Origin of the sequence: Treponema sp. Marseille-Q4523 (assembly GCF_016901105.1) — a bacterium.
Taxonomy (GTDB): Bacteria; Spirochaetota; Spirochaetia; order Treponematales; family Treponemataceae; genus Treponema_D.
The window spans coordinates 13,174-30,019 of record NZ_JAFEVM010000017.1 but is presented as its reverse complement, the minus strand read 5'-3'; the positions used below and the strand labels follow the sequence as shown (position 1 = coordinate 30,019).

Below are 16,846 nucleotides of genomic sequence, written 5' to 3'. Positions count from 1 at the left end.
ATTAATTATTAAGGGAGATAATATGAAAACGATTGAAAAGATTATCGGAGTCGCGCTGCTTATTTTGTGCATCGCGTCGGGATCCGCTTTATTAAAAACGGATATGGTTTTTTTCCGCTGGGTCATGGGGCTCGCGCTCGGCTATGTGCTTTCGCGTTCGTTTTTCGGATTCGCCGGCAGTATCAACCGCGCCTATCGCGCAGGTTCTACAAAGCTCATGCGCGCTCTCATGCTCATGTTTGTTCTTTCGGCGATCCTCACCGCATCGTTTTTGATTTTCGGCGACGCGACAAAGTACGATCTCTGGGTCAACCCGATCAATGCGGGACTTGTCATCGGCGGCGTCTTGTTCGGTTTCGGTATGAGCTGTTCGTCGTGCTGTGCGACCGGCACGCTCACCGATTTGGTAACCGGTTTACCGCGCGCGCTCATTACGCTCCTCTTTTTCGGCATCGGCGTATTCGTCGGCTTTCCGATCCAGGCGAAAGCGGACTGGGTAAAAAAATCCCTCGTTTCGACGGCAACCTTCCCGAGCGGTGTATTTATTCCCGACTGGTTCGGCGGCAACAAGCGTATCGAGTACATCGGAGCGATAGCCGTAACGATGGTCTTTGCCGGTATCGTTATCGCACTCTCGTATCTCTATGAAAAAAAGCGCAAGCAATCGAATACGTACACCGGCGTCGATACGGAAACAGTGCAGGAAAAACTTTCAGATCTCGACAGCGCGCACTATACAATTTTGAGCGGCGCTACCTATGACCGTCTTTTTGTAAAACCGTGGACACTTGTCGAAGGCGCGGTGATTCTGTCGGTTTTGTTTACGCTGCTCATGGGCGTTACGAAAGAAGGCTGGGGCGCGTCGACGCCGTTCGGCTTTTGGTTCGGAAGACTCCTGAGAGTTTTCGGTGTCTCAACCGATGCGATTACATCGTTTGCTAATAAGCCCGCAGGCCCCTTTACGGTGCCCTTTACCGAAAATCCGATGAATATGCAAAATATCGGCATCGTTGTCGGTACGCTTATCTATCTGCTTATGGCCGGCATGTTTACGAAGGTCTTTACGAGCGGTCTTAAAATTACGCCCATCGACGCCCTCATTTATGCAGTCGGCGGCTTTGCGATGGGATTCGGTACGCGACTTTCGAACGGCTGCAACGTCGGAGCGCTCTATACGCCGATTGCAAACTTTTCGCTTTCCGGCTGGATCTTTTTCATTGCGCTCGTCGCGGGCGGCATTTTCGGAAATGCGATCCTCAAAAAACTGTACCGCGCTTGCGGCAGAAAGTAATATCCTAAATAGCGAGTTTTGAAAGTATTTTTTAATATGCTTTCGGCGAAAACTTCGTTCGCTTTCGCTTGGTGCGCAGTACCGGATTTTGCATTTGTAAAGTGCGGTACTGCGCGGTTCTTCCGGCGGCTTTTTTTATTCGCCGCGCGCGATATTGTCTTTGATAAAGTGCAGCTTCAAATCTTTCAGTTTTTCCGTTATGGACACTTTATAGATGTGAGGATTCAATAAGCGCTTATACGATTCGTCGAGCGTTTCGAGCTGTTCCCGCATCGTCTTCCGGCTTATCGTAAGCTGTTCGCTGTCGGGAATGCGCGCCGTCGTTCGTTTCCCGCCTTCGACTCGCTTTTTTAAAAGCGGTTCGACACGGGATGCCGTAAACGCGAATTGGCGATAGTCGATCATCGGGTGATAGTATCGGTATTCTTTTCCTCCTTCGATTTTTTCTCCGTCGAGGGCGAGGATGTCGGCTTTCGCCATACCGCACTCGTCGTAGAGGCGGAATACGTTTTTTATGCCTGGGTTCGTCGTCTTTGCCGGATTGTCCGAAAACTTCATCGCGGGGATGAGGGCGTCCGTTTTTTCATCGTGCCGGGCGGCAAGCTTATACACGCCCGTAAACGACGATTCTTTTCCGCCCGTCACCATGTGCGTGCCGACGCCCCAGCTGTCGATCGGAACATGCTCGGCGACGAGCGTTGAAATGATGTCTTCGGTGAGCTCGTTTGAAACGGAAATCTTCGCGTTCGGCAGGCCCGCCGCATCGAGTTCTTTCCGCACTTCCGTCGACAGATAGGAGATATCGCCCGAATCGAGGCGTACACCGAAATTATATCCTTTTTCGGCGAGCTCTTTGCCCGCGATGATCGCGTTTTTGATCCCCGATTTCAACGTATCGTAGGTATCGATCAAAAAGACAGAATGCTCGGGGTAGATTTTCGCGTACGCACGGAAGGCTTCGAGTTCGGACGAAAACGACATGATCCACGAATGCGCCATCGTTCCCATAACCGGGATGCCGTATCGCTTTCCCGCAAGCGTGTTCGACGTTCCCGCAGCTCCTCCGATGAAGGCTGCGCGCGATGCGCTCATCGCTCCGTCGGGGCCCTGCGCACGGCGCAAACCGAATTCCATGAGGCTCCCCTTGTTCGACGCGAGCCATACGCGGGCTGTTTTCGTTGCGATGAGGCTTTGAAAGTTTACGTAATTTAAAATCAATCCTTCGACGATCTGCGCTTCGATGAGATTTGCGTGGATTCGGATAAGCGGTTCCTGCGGAAAAATCACCGAACCTTCGTCCATCATGTAGACGTCTCCGCCGAACGAAAAATCCTTTAAATAATCGAGAAAACCTTTATCGAATATCTTTTGTTCGGCGAGGTAAGCGATGTCGGTCTCTTCAAATCGGAATGACGTGAGAACGTCGAGAAGCGTTTCGTTTCCCGCGAGGACGGAAAAACCTCCCGCCCACGGCTGGCGCCTGAAAAACATATCGAAGACGACGGGGCGGTTCATCTTTTCTTTCCAATAGCCCTGCGCCATCGTGAGTTCGTAAAAGTCGGTAAAGAGCGCGCTCGTGATGCCGCAACTTTCCGTCGGGGAAGATTTCGCTTCGGATTCTTTCATACAAATACCTCATTGATAAAAATCGATAATCGCGCATCCGCGATTTTTCAGAGAGGTTTTTTGCGCGCTTTGCCGGCATCCGTCTTACGCTGCATTCCCTGACAAGCCGTATTGTAATTGATTTACCGTATTTAGTCAAAATCAAAATCGAGTGCGTATGTGATGCCGCTTTACAGCGCTTTCGTCATGACGATACCGGCCGTTTTTACGCCGTCTTCGGTAAAAAAATTTTCGATGCGGCGAAATTCCGAAAATCCGTTTTTTTTGTAGATGTGCAGTGCACCCCGCCACGCTTCGTTTACGAGGAGAAGTGCGGTTTTTACTTCCGGATTCTGTGACGAAAACCGGTCGACCGATTGGGCGAAAAGCTTTTTTCCGATGCCTTTTGAGCGGTATGAAGGGAGGATGGCAAAGGAACTCAAATAGAGTACGCTGCCTGTAGGGCGATGTGAAGAGGCGGGGTCGTGTTCGAGCGAAAAGGCTTTGTCGCCGTCGGGAATGTGCTCCCATTTTTCCGCACTGAAATAGCCGCAAATTGTATGTGAAGGTGCATCTTCGAAGACGATAAAACAGTTTTTGCAGATTTCGATGCGCGATAAAAACACCTCTTCGCTTTCACGCGTAGCGGCGTCAAAGGATGCGCCTTCGATATCCATAATCGCGCGGATATCCGACGGTAGGGCTGCACGGAATATCATACTATTATTGTAAGCGATTTTATGCCGCGTGTACAGTCGTGCATACGCTTTTATCACGGTTTACGTCGCGCGGCTTTGCGCTTAAAAAAAACAAGAGGGAAAGATGTTCGGCAAAACGCCTACTTGCTCTTTCCCGCAATTCCGGATTTGCGGTCCGGCTCCGCATAGCGAATCCCTCTTCCGGCTTTACTTTTGCCGGGTTGCCAATGACGCGACTGCCTTCGGAAAAACCTTACGATACGGAATGTACAGCAAAAAGATGTATCCCGTACGGCATCGCGTATCGAAGCAGGAAAAAAACCTGCAAGGATTATTACAAATATACAATCGATGAAGCGAAAAGTCAAGTAGAAAATAATTCCTGCACGGAAATCAATTTTGCATAAAAAAAATTAACAAGTTGTAAGAGGGTATACGTGTACCGATCATTCCCAACCGAACGTCGCAGGCGGCTTATTCGTCGCGTCGTAGTAGACCGCATCGACAAAGGGGAGGGCGGCGATTTTTTGTACGATGCGCTCAAGTACATCCTGCGGCAAGTGTGCAAAGCGCGCGGTCATCACGTCTTCGCTGCATACGGGGCGGAGCACGAAGCTTGCGCGGTCGGGCGAGGACGCATAGGGCAAGTCGATCGTCAAATGTTGGAACACTTTATCGTACCATCCCGATTCGTAAAGCGCTTCGAGCGCGATGGCGTCCGCTTCGCGAAGCCTGTCGAGCCGCCCTTTATCGCAATAGCCTTTTTGCAGCGAAAGCTTTACGCCCGGCTTTCGGTAGAGGCGGATGAGCGTGCGGTTTATAAAAGAAGCCTTATTCGTGATGTGAGACGATGCCGCTTCAAGTGCGTCCCAATCTTCGGGTGTACGGTAAAAACCGTCTGCAAGCGTTTCGAATGAAAGCACTGCCGGAAAGCGGTAGGTACGGAAATCTCCCTGCACGCCGACCGAACGCACCGGAAGCGCATATCGATTCGTTACGGTTTGTGAAAGCGGAATGCGCATCGCCTCTATTTCTTTTTCAGCGTTTTTAAAATCAGTTTTGTCTTTTTCGCTCATCGTACCGTCCGAACACAACACGTTGATCGAAAGGCCCGGGCCGGGGAAAGGATGGCGGCGGATGAGGGAAGGGGCGAGACCGAGCTTTTTTCCTATGTTCCGCACTTCGTCTTTGTAAAGATTTTTCAGCGGTTCGATTATCAAACCCTTTTCTATGAGCGATTGGATTCCTTCGACGCGGTTGTGGTGCGTTTTGATGACCTTCGAATTTTTCGTGCCGCCCGATTCGATGATGTCGGGGTAGAGCGTGCCTTGTGCGAGCATCCATGATTCCCCGTCCAAGTGCCTTTCGGCGACGATGGCGTCTCGAACGGCGATAAAGGTTTCTCCGACCGCGATACGTTTTTTTTGCGGATCGACAAGGCCGCTCACGGCTTTCAAAAAGCGCTTGCTCGCGTCTTCAACGATAAAATTGGTAAAACCCGCTTTGCGATAGTGTTCGGCGACGGCTTTGCTTTCACCTTTACGCATAAAGCCGTTATCGATATGCAGTCCAAGCACGCGATCCTGTCCGAGCGCTTTATTTAAAAGCGCAAAGGTGACGCTGCTGTCGACGCCTCCGCTTAAAAAAAGCAGCACGTTTTTATCTTGAGCTTCCCGTTGTATGTCGCGGGTTATCATTTCCAAAACCGCTTGTTCATCCCAATTTTTTTCCATACCGCAAAATCGAGCGAAGTTTTCGAACACTTCGTTGCCGCACGGTGTGTCGGCAACTTCGCAGTGGAACTGCAGACTGAAACGCTTTTTTGCAAGGTTTTGCAAAGCTGCGTATTTACAGTTTTCCGTGCTGCCCGTTTTTTCAAATCCTTCCGCGATCTTCGTCACTTCATCCTGATGGCTCATCCACACTTGCATAGGGGAAGCGATGCCGGAAAAAAGCGGGGACGCGGTGTTTGGGTCGATCGTGAGATGAGCGATTCCGAATTCTCCCGCCTCGCCTTTTTCCACTTTTCCGCCGTAATGCTGCGCCATGAGCTGGTGTCCGTAGCAAAGCCCCAAAATCGGAATGTCGGAATCCAAAATCGATTTGTTGAAGACGGGGACATTCGCGTCGTACACCGAAGCGGGTCCCCCGCTTAAAACGATCCCCTTTGCCCCTTCGATTTCCGAAAGAGGAGCGGAGGGGAGGGCGATTTCCGAATAATAACCGAGAGCGCGGAAACGCTTTGCGATCAAGTGCGCATATTGACTTCCGAAATCGAGAACGATGATTTTTGAGAGCGGCATAGTATTTCCTGTCTGTAAAAAATATTGGGCATCTCGAAAAAGTCACCTTTAGCGATTTTTTCGAGATGCTGACGAGTTGTAACTCGCTGGTAGTATCGCGAGTTACAACATCGCACTTTCAAAGTTACCACTAAAAACTGCAGTTTTTAGTGGTGCCCTATTGTTTAAAATACGGCATTGCAAAAAATATCGATTTTTCAAAAATGCGCCAACCGTTCGCTTATTATATCACACTATCGCTTTTTTGTAAGACGGCGCACACGCATTGTAAGAGCATTAGGACGGCATTTTTATGTTTTTGGAGAGTGCTTGACAAATACTAATAGTGTTGATAATATTATTAAAAATGCTTGTACTATCGTATCGGATCAAGCTTTTAGGTATTTTAAAGTTATCTCTAAAAACTGCAGTTTTTAGAGAGCCTTGATGTTTTACGGGAGGTTTTTATGCAGAATGTTCGAAAGAAAACTAAGACCAAAATCATGAGTTTCAGCATTACCGGTACCGTATTTGATGAAGTGGATGCTTATTGTAAAGAGCGCGGTTGTTCGCGCAGTTGGTTTATCAATAAGGCTGTCAGCAGCTTTATGAAAGACTGTTTGGAAAATAAGGCGGATTATGATGTCGCCATCGCCGCTTTGGAAAGATTTAAAAAGAGTAATGGAAAGACATATACAAGTGATGAACTCCGTAAGGAATTCGGATTGTGAGAGTTGTATATTCGGAAGATGCGAGAAAGCAGTTAAAAAAATTAGATAACTCGGTCAAGGTAAGGATTCTTGACTATATGGACGAAGTTTCGAAGCTCGATGATCCGAGAGCCAGAGGTAAGGCTTTGGTCGGAAATTATATCGGCTTATGGCGCTATCGTGTTGGAGATTACAGAATCCTTTGTGATATAAAAAATGACGAGCTTTGTATTCTCGTTGTAGACGTCGGGCATAGGCGCGATGTTTATGAATACAAGTAATATGCCTGAACCTTTTAGAAAGAAATTTACGTACGCATATTTTCCGTCCGGCAATAAAAGATGAGCCGTTTCAAAACTTGCCTGCTTTCCGATATCTCCGATAAAAAAACGTCCCGCGGGAAGCGGGACGTTTTACTGCAACGCTTAACGCGCCCGCGTTTTTATCAAAGCGCGGAACGCGTACGAATTGCTCAATTTCCGGTAAACTGGCCGACCAGTTCGGGGAAATCGAAGCTCTTTTCTACAAAGTAGCGGAGGTCGAAATCCTCGTGCGTGACGATGACCAAAATCGTCGCATGTTCGGCGAGGTATTCGGAAATCGCCTGCATGACTTTCAAGCGCGTTTCGAAATCGATGTGCGCGAAGGGTTCGTCAAGCAGGAGGATATCCGGCTTTGCGGTCAGCGCGCGCGCGATGTCCATGCGCTTCATCTCTCCTGACGACAGCTGCTGAGGCCGCTCGTCGAGGTTTGCACTCGTAAGGCCGACCTTTTCGAGGTTCTTTTCAAGCTCTTCGATCGTGCCGCCTTCACTTGACGCGGAAATCTGTTTGAACGAATCGCGGATGCTCAAGTCGGGGAAAAACGAAAAGCGCGAGTCCTGCTGTACGACCGTCATGCGGCGGCGGAACGGCTTAAATGCTTTCGGATCTCTTCCCGTTTCTTTCGGCTTTAAGGCGACCAAATCGGAACCTTCCATGAGGATCTGTCCCTTGGTGCTGTCGAGCAGACGGAGGATCGCTTTGATCGTCGTGGACTTTCCGCAGCCTGAAGGACCGGTGAGTCCGTATACGGTCGAGCGTTCGAATTTGAGATTCAATCCTTTGAATGCGGTGAAAGTGCGTTCTCCGAAGATACCGCGCTTGAAATACGTTTGTGACACGTTTTTCAATTCGATCGCAGTCCCCGACGCACCTTTTTTCGCTTCGGGTTTTTCGTACCCTTCCATTTCGGGAAGTTCTTTCATCTGTTCGATAACGCCGTCTTTGAGCATAAAGGCTTTATCGAGCGTCAGGCGCTTTATGAAGTCGAGGTCGTGGCTGACCATGAGAAAGGTTTTATCTTTCGGACCGAGTATTTCGTTATTCAAAAACGTTACGAAATGCTTTCTGAGATTCCGGTCGAGGTTTACGGTCGGCTCGTCCAAAAGGATGAGATTTCCTTTTCTCGACAGGAGGATCATGAGCGTGATGCGCTGCATTTCGCCGCCCGAAATTTCGTCGGGGTAGAGGCGCGCAAACGCTTCAAAATCGAGTGAAAAATATTTTGTCAGGCGCTCGACGATGACCGGCCGCTGACCGGGAGCGAGCAGGGCGAGGTTTTGATCAAGCGTCAAAGCAGGGTTCATAACCTGTGCGGTTTCCGCGGGTATGAACATCAGCCCCGACTGTGCGATCTGCGACCATTCGCCGAAGCCGAGCTTGTGGTTGAAATACGCGGGGATCCCGTTTACTTTCATGCCTCCTTCGAACGTAAAAATCTTCGTAGAGAGAATGCCCGCAACGGATTTCAAAAATACCGATTTACCGGTGCCCGTCGGTCCCATGATGACGGCCGAAGCATGCGCTTCAAGTGAAAAGTTGCAATTTTTGAGGAGCACGCGCTCACCGAGACGGATCGAAAAATTATCAAGCGAGATGGGTGTCATGCGTTTCCTCCCTCTTTTTCGTTCAGCACGATCAAAAAGGCGACGCTGATCGCGATGAGCACGACGGACGGGATCCAAAAGAGGATCGGGTCGCCTCCTTCAAATAGCGCATCTCGGTGCGCGGCGATCAGAGCGCCCGGGCTCAAGTGAGCAGGGGTGCCGTAGCTGCCGAAGCCGAGCTGAATGATAAAACCGAACGAACAGTCGAGGACGAGCGTTTTCAGCAAAATGCCCGCCGCAACGCGGCGGAACGTACTGCGCATCAGATCGGTCGTCATCAAAATGGCGAGAATACGCATCTTCGGAAATCCGTACGAGCGGAACGACAAGCTGTATTTTCGGTTGTACAGATCGATGAGCGGGATCGCGATGCTCCGCACGGCTTCCGGCAGCGTCGTCACCGTGGCGGCGAGCACGAATACGACGAGCGACATCATCGTCGATGCCGCGCTCGTGTGCCGCGCGAGGTAGCCCGATACCGGAGCGTAGCAAAAGAGCGCTACGAGGATCGCCGGAATCGATTCCACCGCATTGAGGATATTTGCAAAACTTCGTCCGACGTGCATATTAAGCACGCTTATGTAGCCGAGTATAAAGCTCAGCAACATCGCGAAAAGCACGGTCGCCGCAAGGGTAATCGAAAGCTCTTTGAACGACGAGACGAGAGACGTAAAATAACCGGAGTCGACGATCCTTTGGGGCGCGAGACCTGCAAAAGAAGACGACGGAAGCCATGAAAGTGCGAGAGGCGATATCAAAACAACGATGCACAGTATTTTGAGGATATTAAATAGCTTTTTCATACCACCTCGGATAAATCAGGAATAGAACGGTCTTTACCAAAAAGGCTACGACCGCGTTGACGCACAAAAGGATAAACACCGACGCTACGAGCAAATCGGTATTCGTCGCGAGCAGCGCGTCGAGCAGCGTACTGCCGAGTCCCGGGAATGAAAATACGATTTCCGCGATCGTAACTCCTCCGATGATCGCCGGCACTTTACCCGCAAGGTAGGGGATAAAACGCGGCAGACTCGAAGAGAAGAGGTAACCCGAATAGGTTTCCGGCAGCGGAAAAAATCGTCCCAAATTGCGGCCGAGCGTTGAAAATACGACCGCGTGCGTGGAATTGACCTGCCTAAGCATGTCGGCTTTGAGGAAGTTCGTTGCATCCCATGAAAGCCCGCCGAGCACTACGGTGATAAGCGCGATGATGATAAACGGGGCGTCGCTTCCGAAAGCATTCGCCAAAACCCAAAAGCCGACGAACAGCGGTACCGCCGCGAGAACGGACGTTACCAAGCCCAAAAATCCGCCGAAGCGTTCGGCTCCGGCATATTCGTGGTGCTCGGCCATGTACTGTCCCGTTACGGCATACGCGGAAGAGGCGAGGGCGATGACGGTCAAAATAAAGAGCGAGAGCAACGTCAGCGGTAAGGTGACGGCGGCCCCCGACGCGATGATTTGACCCGAGCTGAAGCCCGGATGCGCGATCGAAAAATCTTCCGACCCCGAAATAAGCAGCAAAAACGACCGTGCCGCTTCGGCATAGCTTTCAGCCGGCGCACCGATCGAAAGCAGATAAAATGCCGAAAGCACGAGTGTTCCCGCCACGGCAAATACGATGCCGTGGATGATGAATTCTCGAATCAAAAAGCGCAGAAAACGCATAGCACTCCCTATTTAATTTTCCAATTTTCAGCCGAAAGGAACGGATTGTCCGTAGCTATCGCAACGTTTTCCAAACTGCGGGAGTAAACGTCTTTTTCCAGAGAACACAGATACAGCGCGGGCGAAAGTTCGCAGATGCGCTTATCGATTTGGAGCGTGAGATCGATCCAATTTGCGGTGACGATCTCTTTTTCCCATGCGTCGAAGAGGCTGTTCAATTTGCTGTCCGCGATCCCGGTGACATTTTTCGAACCGTTCGATCGGTACCAATCGCCCAAGCTCGAATAGAGGTTGTCGAAGCCTTCGCAATACATGAGCGCGAGTTCGAACGATTTTTCGGTATGTACCATGCGGTCGAAAACCCTGTCGCCGGTGCGTTTGGCTTCAACGTTCAAGCCGATTTCCGCAAGCTGTTTGACGATGCCTTCCGCCATTTTGGTACCGAATTCGCCCATGGAGTCGGGGTAGAGGAGGATCGCGTTTTGTCCGGAAATACCGCCCGAAGAAGCGAGGCTCTTTGCCTTTTTAATATCGTATGCAAGGAATGTCGGCATGGGTTTGTCGACATATTCGGGGATATTCGCCGAAAAGAGATTCGACGGGAACGGACCGTAGTTTAAAATGACGCCCGATTTTTGATCGGTGATCGACGGAATGAGCACTTCGCGGTCGAGCGCCATTGCCATAGCCTGGCGTCCTTCGGCATTCGGAAACAACTTCGTATTGATCGCGACTTCATAGAATGCGTACGGAATGTACGAATTGATGTCGACGTTCGGGATCTTTGCAACTTCGGCTCTGTCCATCGGGTTCGTTTCGAGGATGACGTTGACGCGACCTTTGCGCATTTCGTTCATGCGGATGATCGGGTCGATGATGCGCTTCATGACGAGGCTCGATGTCTGGGGCTTCGATTTGAAATAAGTGCCGTTCGCATCGAAGGTGACCCATTTGCCGATTTCCCACGAAGCGAGTTTAAAGGGACCCGTTCCGACAGGTGCAGTCGCGAATTTGCGCTCGTTTTCGCCCGAACGCATATTGACCTGCATTTTCTGTCCGTTGTATTTCGACGGAACGATCTTGAATGTGAGTACGGGATAAGCGCGGAATTCCGGTATCGGATTGACAAATTCGATCTTTACCGTTCTGTCGTCTTCGGCGGTAACGCTTTTGATAAACGACATGAGGTAGTCGCGCTTCGGAGAATTGTTCGCTTCGTCCGTATACGCTTCAAACGAATACACGACGTCGTCCGACGTGACGGGATTCCCGTCGTGCCATTTTACATCGTTGAGCGTAACCGTATACGTTTTTTTGTCTCCCGGATTCTGCACGATGCTTTCGGCAAGCGCGAGATCGGAGTAAAGCGAACCGCTGGCTTTGTCGACTTCAAAGTTGACCAAACCGTCGAACAGGAGTTCGGCGGCGTTCAATCCCGACGTATTCTGCTCAAGCACGGGGTTCAAAGAATCCGGCAGCGTAGACACGGCGATGACCGCGCCCTTCGGCTGAGCTCTCCACACGATAAACGCGCCCGCCGATATGAGTACGATAAGCGCGATGATAATAATAGCAATAATGCCTTTTTTGTTGACCTTCATTAACGCATCCTCACAATGAATGAACTGTAGACGACCACTTCGCCTTCATAGTCGGGCGTTTTGCCCTTTTGTATTTCAAAGAAATATTTGTTGCTCGTCAGCTGTCCGCCCGCGTTGAGAACCGGCCATGAGTTTCCGATTTTGGCGCTGCGGTTGACGAGGTCTTTCATATTGTTTTTTTCGATGAGTTTTCCGCTCTTCGTGTTTTCGGCGAAAACGCGGACGGTGCGGTTATCCTTCAGCGTGACGACGAGGTCGTTCATCTGTCCTCTCGGAATGGAAACCATACCCCACCAGTATTCGTTACCTTTTGCGTTCTTCGCGCTGAATTTCGCAGGGCGGCTCCTTTTGCTTTCCGCCGTCGAACGCGGATCGGGGTTGAACAGACCGATCATGAGCGGGAAGACGACTTTGCCGCGGCTTGCGATTTCCTGTGCGGTGCGGATTTCCGAGTTGACCTGTGCGATCTTCGCTTCGAGGTCTTTTTTCTGCGCGTTTATATCGTCAAGAATATCCTGTCCGATATCGTTCGGATATTTTGCGGCGAAGCCGAGCAGGTTTTGATATATACCGTCGATATTTTTTTGAACCGACTGATAGTGAGCGAGGATCGCTTCGAGCGGCATCTTGCCGTTTTCGCCCGCGTTTTCGGGAGTGCGCGCGAATTCTTCGTTGATTTGCGTTTTGTATTCGTATGCGCGATCGCGGATGACCGAAGCGCGTTCGATCGCCAAATCCTGGCGCGTCTTTTTGAAAGAGCGAACGTTTGCGGAAACGCCTTGTGTTTTTGCGACGCCCGCATTGTTCGCCGCAGCGTCGATTTCTTTTTCGGCACTCGCATAAGAAGCGAGTACGGAATCGTAAGCCGCAACTTTTTCTTCAAAAGTCGGAATAGCACGGACCTTTTCGATTTCACTGTTGAGCGCGGATTTCTTTGTAAACAGAGAGCTTACGACGTCCGTTTCTTTGTTCGCAAGCGTGAGCTCGTCGGTATCGCCGTATACTTTTACTGCGGACGCATAGAGTTTTTTCGCCTGAGTGACTTTTCCCGCTGCAACCAAACCGTCGATACGTTTTGCCGAAAGCGAAGCGCCTTTTTCGGCGACGTCCGACGGAAGTTTCAGCGCGGGATCGAGAGAGCCGAATTTGTCGAGAGCCGTATTGCAGGCTGCAAGCAGTTTCGCTTCGTTTTTCGTCGAATCGGTACTTTCAAGAGCATCCGATCCGGCTTTGTATGCGGCGACATAGTTCTGATATTGCTTTTTTACTTTTTCGTCTTTAATTTCGTTCCAATACGGAGCTGCCGCTTCGGGCTCGCGATCGTTCCACGCTTTGACACCGGCAGCGATAGCCCTGTCATCGGGATTTTCTTTACTTCCCGTGGCGCAGGAGACGAGCATAACGGCTAAAATTGCCGAAACGATAAGAGCGTATTTTTTCATTCTGAAACCTCCTTAACTAAACGGAAGCCGACGTCGGCATATCCGTTTTTGCTGTTGATATTGCGGTAATTGGAAATGCGTAATTCCGTCGGACCGTCCATCCATGATCCGCCTTTGACGGTGCGAAGATTCGTTTCGCCTTCGATACCGTGATTCGACGATGTCCATTCGGCGACGTTGCCGGACATATCGACAAGACCCCATGCGTTGTTGCCGTTTTCAAACGAACCTACGGGAGAAGTCTTTGTAAATTTACCGTTGCCTTTGTAATTCGCCCGCTTTCCGTCCGTCGGATTTTCATCACCCCACGGATAGATGATATCGGCACCCGCGCGGGCGGCTTTTTCCCACTCTTCTTCGGTCGGAAGGCGATAGGTCGAACCCGTCTGTTCTGAAAGCCATGCGGCGTATGCTTCGGCATCGCTGTAGCTGACGGCGACGACCGGCTGTTTTCCCTGATTGTAATCGGAATTGTCGAAATAATCGGGGGCGTTTTCGGCTCTCGTCGTGTGAATAAAATAGGCATACTGGGCATTCGTCACTGGTGTTAAGCATATGGCGAATGAAAGGGTCGAAGCCGTGTGAGCGGCTTCTGTTTTCTGTGCGCGGGTGTCCTGAGGAACGGCTCCCGCATTGAACTCGCCTTCGGGAACGACGACCGACGGAAATGCCGCGTCGATGTCGTCGACTCGCACATAGCGCGCGTCGGCGGTTATCTGCGAGTCGAGCTTTTTCAAAACGACCGATGACGGGACGGACTTTGCCAATGCGGTCTGTACCGTAAGCGTTACCGGACGGCTCCGGAAATTTTCATCGGAAGGGAAATCGATCGCAATATTTCCGAGCGCGTCTGCTTTGGTCAGCACGCGAACGTCTGCGACTTCCCCTGCATCCGTCGGAAGGTCTGCAGCTTCCCACGTGACGGTGACCGGAAGTCCTCCTGCCGCGTTGCCGGAAGCATCGGCGACTTTTACCGAAAATTTCGTGGATGCGTTCACGATGCCGTCTTTTACCGAAAACGTAAAGCCGAGATTTTTGGCGACATCGGTACACAGCGTTTCCGCTCTGCGCGAAAGCAGTTCCGTGCCGTCGGGCACGGCCGAAAGCAATTCCTTTTCGCCTTCATCGACCAGTTTTGCAAGGATCGCGATCGCGCCTGCAAGCTGATCGGCGGGATTTTTCTTGTTCTTGCTCGCAGCGAAGCGGGCGGTCAAATCGGTGCGAAGCGCATCGGTATAGAGCTTTTCTTTTTTGTCCCAATCGACTATTTTCATCCGATAGGTGACAGCAGGCGGCTCATTCTTTTTTGATTGAGAATAGGGTTTGATATCGTTGATGCGGGCTTTGACCGATGCATCGCTTACCTGTACCCGCGGCGCTTTCGGATTTACGGAGCGGACTGCGGCGGTCAGCGCGCTTTCGACGAGATCTCGTTTTCCCGCGAATTCCGCTTCCGCTGCAGTAGCTCCTTTACCGTAGCCGTAGTAATAACCTTCTTCCTGTTTTACCAGCTCGGGTTCCGCCTTTTTGGCAAAAGCCGACCAGTTTGTTAAAACAAAAAAAACGGAAACCAAAAGGATCGCAAGGCGATTTCGTTTCATTGTACTCATACTTGATCTCCTAAAATTTATTATCAGTCATCGTAATAAATTTAATAACAAATAAAATCCCGTTTTGTCCGCTCACAGCCATCGTTTGAAATGCGATGTCATTACGGACAAATCGTATAAAGCATAACATACGGTTTTAAGTAAGTCAATATTTGCAAAATTCTATTTTCGCAGTATAGGTTACAAAACTCCGTACGTTTTATAACAACATTTGATCGCGAAGGTTATATACAATATCGTACTGATTTTAAAATTGTTTTTCATTGTTTATTATTAATAAGCTGTTTGCACGATCGTCACCGCTTATACATATGCCATACACAGCACGGATAGCGCCTCCGATGTGAGAACGGATTTTTTTTATGAAATGAACATTCGACCGGACTTGTTTTTACGATCTATTTTTTTACCGAATACTCGCACGCGGCTTTAATGAATTCGCGAAAGAGCGGACCCGCGCGGTTCGGGCGGCTTTTGAATTCCGGATGAAACTGCACTCCGACCATCCACGGGTGATCGGGAGCTTCGCATATTTCCACTAAATCGCGCTCGGGATTTACGCCCGAAACGACGAGACCCGCTTGTATCAATCTGTCACGGTAGGCATTGTTGAATTCGTAGCGATGGCGGTGGCGCTCCCAAATCGTTTCGGCACCGTACGCTTTTTCGGCGAGCGTACCCTGCATTACTTTACATTCGTATTTTCCGAGACGCAGCGTACCTCCGAGGATTTTTCCGCTTTGGTCGGGCATCAAATCGATGACGGGATCGCTCGTCGATTTATCCATCTCCGAAGAGTTCGCGTCTTTTAAGCCGAGCACGTTTCTCGCGTATTCGATGACTTGGATCTGCATACCGAGGCATATGCCGAAGTAGGGCACTTTGTGAGTTCTCGCGTACTTCGCGGCGTAGACCATACCTTCGATACCGCGATCGCCGAAACCGCCCGGAAGGATGATGCCGTCGGCGGCCTTTAAACGCGCGAGGGCGGCTTTATCGTCGGGGAGCGTTTCGGATCCGATCCAATCGATCGTTACGTCCGCTTCATTGTGGATGCCGCCGTGCACGAGCGATTCGGCAACCGAAAGGTATGCGTCGTGGAGTTCGACGTATTTTCCGACGAGCGCTATCGTCACTTTGCGTTTCGGGTTGTTGAATTTGTCGACCATCTTTTGCCAATCGGCGAGATCGGGTACCGGGTTTTTCAGGGAGAGCGCTTCGCATACCGCTTTGCCGAGTCCTTCGTTTTCCATTTGGAGCGGCACTTCGTAGATGGATCGCGCGGTAAGATTTTGTATGACGTGATTCGTGTCGACGTTGCAAAAAGATGCGAGCCGTTCGCGGGTCGCCGTATCGATCGGCTCTTCGGTGCGCAGCATGATGATATCCGGCTGGATGCCGAGCTCCTGCAGCTCTTTTACCGAATGCTGCGTCGGCTTCGTTTTGAGTTCTTGCGATTTTTTCATGTAGGGCACGAGCGTCAAGTGAATGTAGCAACAGTTTTCTTCGCCGACTTTATATTTCATCTGGCGGATCGCTTCCATAAAAGGCAGCGATTCTATGTCGCCGACGGTACCGCCTATTTCCGTGATGATGACGTCCGCTTTCGTCTCTTCAGTCGAAAGCAGCATACGGCGGAGGATCTCTTCGGTGATATTCGGAATGACTTGCACCGTGCCGCCGTGAAATCCGCCTTCCCTCTCTTTGTTTAAAACGGCGAGGTAGACGCGGCCTGCGGTCGTATTCGACGATTGGGAAAGAGAAGCGTCGGTAAAGCGCTCGTAATGCCCCAAGTCCAGGTCGGTTTCGGCTCCGTCGTCGGTGACGAAAACTTCGCCGTGCTGGTAGGGATTCATCGTTCCCGGATCGATGTTCAAGTACGGGTCGAATTTTTGATTGACGACTTTGTATCCTCGGCTTTTTAAGATGAGCCCGATAGATGCCGCAGCGATGCCTTTGCCGAGTCCCGAAACGACTCCGCCGGTGATGAATATATACTTAGCCATTTT

13 protein-coding genes are annotated in these 16,846 nt (G+C 50.6%); 3 read left to right on the top strand and 10 right to left on the bottom strand.

All coding sequences use genetic code 11. From position 1 onward, the window contains the following. Positions 1–22 precede the first annotated feature (22 nt). The gene (locus JSQ97_RS06905; protein ID WP_205075383.1) at positions 23–1,291 is read left to right on the top strand and encodes a YeeE/YedE family protein; all 1,269 of its coding nucleotides are present in this window, start codon (positions 23–25) and stop codon (positions 1,289–1,291) included. A gap of 135 nt (positions 1,292–1,426) precedes the next feature. Here JSQ97_RS06905 and JSQ97_RS06900 read toward each other — a convergent pair whose 3' ends face one another. From JSQ97_RS06900 to guaA, 3 genes are all read right to left on the bottom strand, one after another. Then, the gene (locus JSQ97_RS06900; RefSeq protein WP_205075382.1) at positions 1,427–2,917 is read right to left on the bottom strand and encodes a nicotinate phosphoribosyltransferase; all 1,491 of its coding nucleotides are present in this window, start codon (positions 2,915–2,917) and stop codon (positions 1,427–1,429) included. 170 nt (positions 2,918–3,087) lie between these two features. After that, complete coding sequence (locus tag JSQ97_RS06895) at positions 3,088–3,615, bottom strand: GNAT family N-acetyltransferase (protein ID WP_205075381.1); 528 nt, start codon at positions 3,613–3,615, stop codon at positions 3,088–3,090. 425 nt (positions 3,616–4,040) lie between these two features. Next, the gene (guaA, locus tag JSQ97_RS06890; protein WP_205075380.1) at positions 4,041–5,897 is read right to left on the bottom strand and encodes a glutamine-hydrolyzing GMP synthase; all 1,857 of its coding nucleotides are present in this window, start codon (positions 5,895–5,897) and stop codon (positions 4,041–4,043) included. Positions 5,898–6,343: 446 nt separating this feature from the next. On the opposite strand from guaA, the gene JSQ97_RS06885 reads away from it, so the two are divergent. Together JSQ97_RS06885 and JSQ97_RS06880 are read left to right on the top strand one after the other, a co-directional pair. Continuing rightward, complete coding sequence (locus JSQ97_RS06885; protein WP_205075379.1) at positions 6,344–6,607, top strand: hypothetical protein; 264 nt, start codon at positions 6,344–6,346, stop codon at positions 6,605–6,607. Continuing rightward, positions 6,604–6,867 carry a type II toxin-antitoxin system RelE family toxin gene (locus JSQ97_RS06880; protein ID WP_205075378.1) on the top strand — a complete coding sequence of 88 codons (264 nt, stop codon included), beginning with the start codon at positions 6,604–6,606 and terminating at the stop codon, positions 6,865–6,867. The genes JSQ97_RS06885 and JSQ97_RS06880 overlap by 4 nt, the downstream gene beginning before the upstream one ends. A 191-nt stretch (positions 6,868–7,058) precedes the next feature. On the opposite strand, the gene JSQ97_RS06875 is transcribed toward JSQ97_RS06880, so the two are convergent. The 7 genes from JSQ97_RS06875 to pyrG form a co-directional block, all read right to left on the bottom strand. Then, positions 7,059–8,513: an ATP-binding cassette domain-containing protein gene (locus JSQ97_RS06875; RefSeq protein ID WP_205075377.1), complete on the bottom strand. Its 1,455-nt coding sequence runs from the start codon at positions 8,511–8,513 to the stop codon at positions 7,059–7,061. Beyond that, on the bottom strand, positions 8,510–9,316 hold the full coding sequence (locus tag JSQ97_RS06870) for a hypothetical protein (protein WP_205075376.1): 807 nt from the start codon (positions 9,314–9,316) through the stop codon (positions 8,510–8,512). Before JSQ97_RS06870 ends, JSQ97_RS06875 begins: the two co-directional genes overlap by 4 nt. Beyond that, positions 9,300–10,184, bottom strand: coding sequence for an ABC transporter permease subunit (locus JSQ97_RS06865; RefSeq protein WP_205075375.1), 885 nt, complete (start codon positions 10,182–10,184; stop codon positions 9,300–9,302). Before JSQ97_RS06865 ends, JSQ97_RS06870 begins: the two co-directional genes overlap by 17 nt. An 8-nt stretch (positions 10,185–10,192) precedes the next feature. Then, positions 10,193–11,785, bottom strand: coding sequence for an ABC transporter substrate-binding protein (locus JSQ97_RS06860; RefSeq protein ID WP_205075374.1), 1,593 nt, complete (start codon positions 11,783–11,785; stop codon positions 10,193–10,195). Beyond that, entirely contained in the window at positions 11,785–13,227 is a 1,443-nt protein-coding gene (locus tag JSQ97_RS06855) for a hypothetical protein (RefSeq protein ID WP_205075373.1), read from the bottom strand. Before JSQ97_RS06855 ends, JSQ97_RS06860 begins: the two co-directional genes overlap by 1 nt. Next, positions 13,224–14,837 (bottom strand): formylglycine-generating enzyme family protein, encoded by a 1,614-nt coding sequence (locus JSQ97_RS06850; protein WP_205075372.1) that lies wholly within the window; start codon positions 14,835–14,837, stop codon positions 13,224–13,226. Before JSQ97_RS06850 ends, JSQ97_RS06855 begins: the two co-directional genes overlap by 4 nt. A gap of 398 nt (positions 14,838–15,235) precedes the next feature. Continuing rightward, the gene (gene pyrG, locus JSQ97_RS06845; RefSeq protein ID WP_205075371.1) at positions 15,236–16,843 is read right to left on the bottom strand and encodes a CTP synthase; all 1,608 of its coding nucleotides are present in this window, start codon (positions 16,841–16,843) and stop codon (positions 15,236–15,238) included. Positions 16,844–16,846 lie beyond the last annotated feature (3 nt).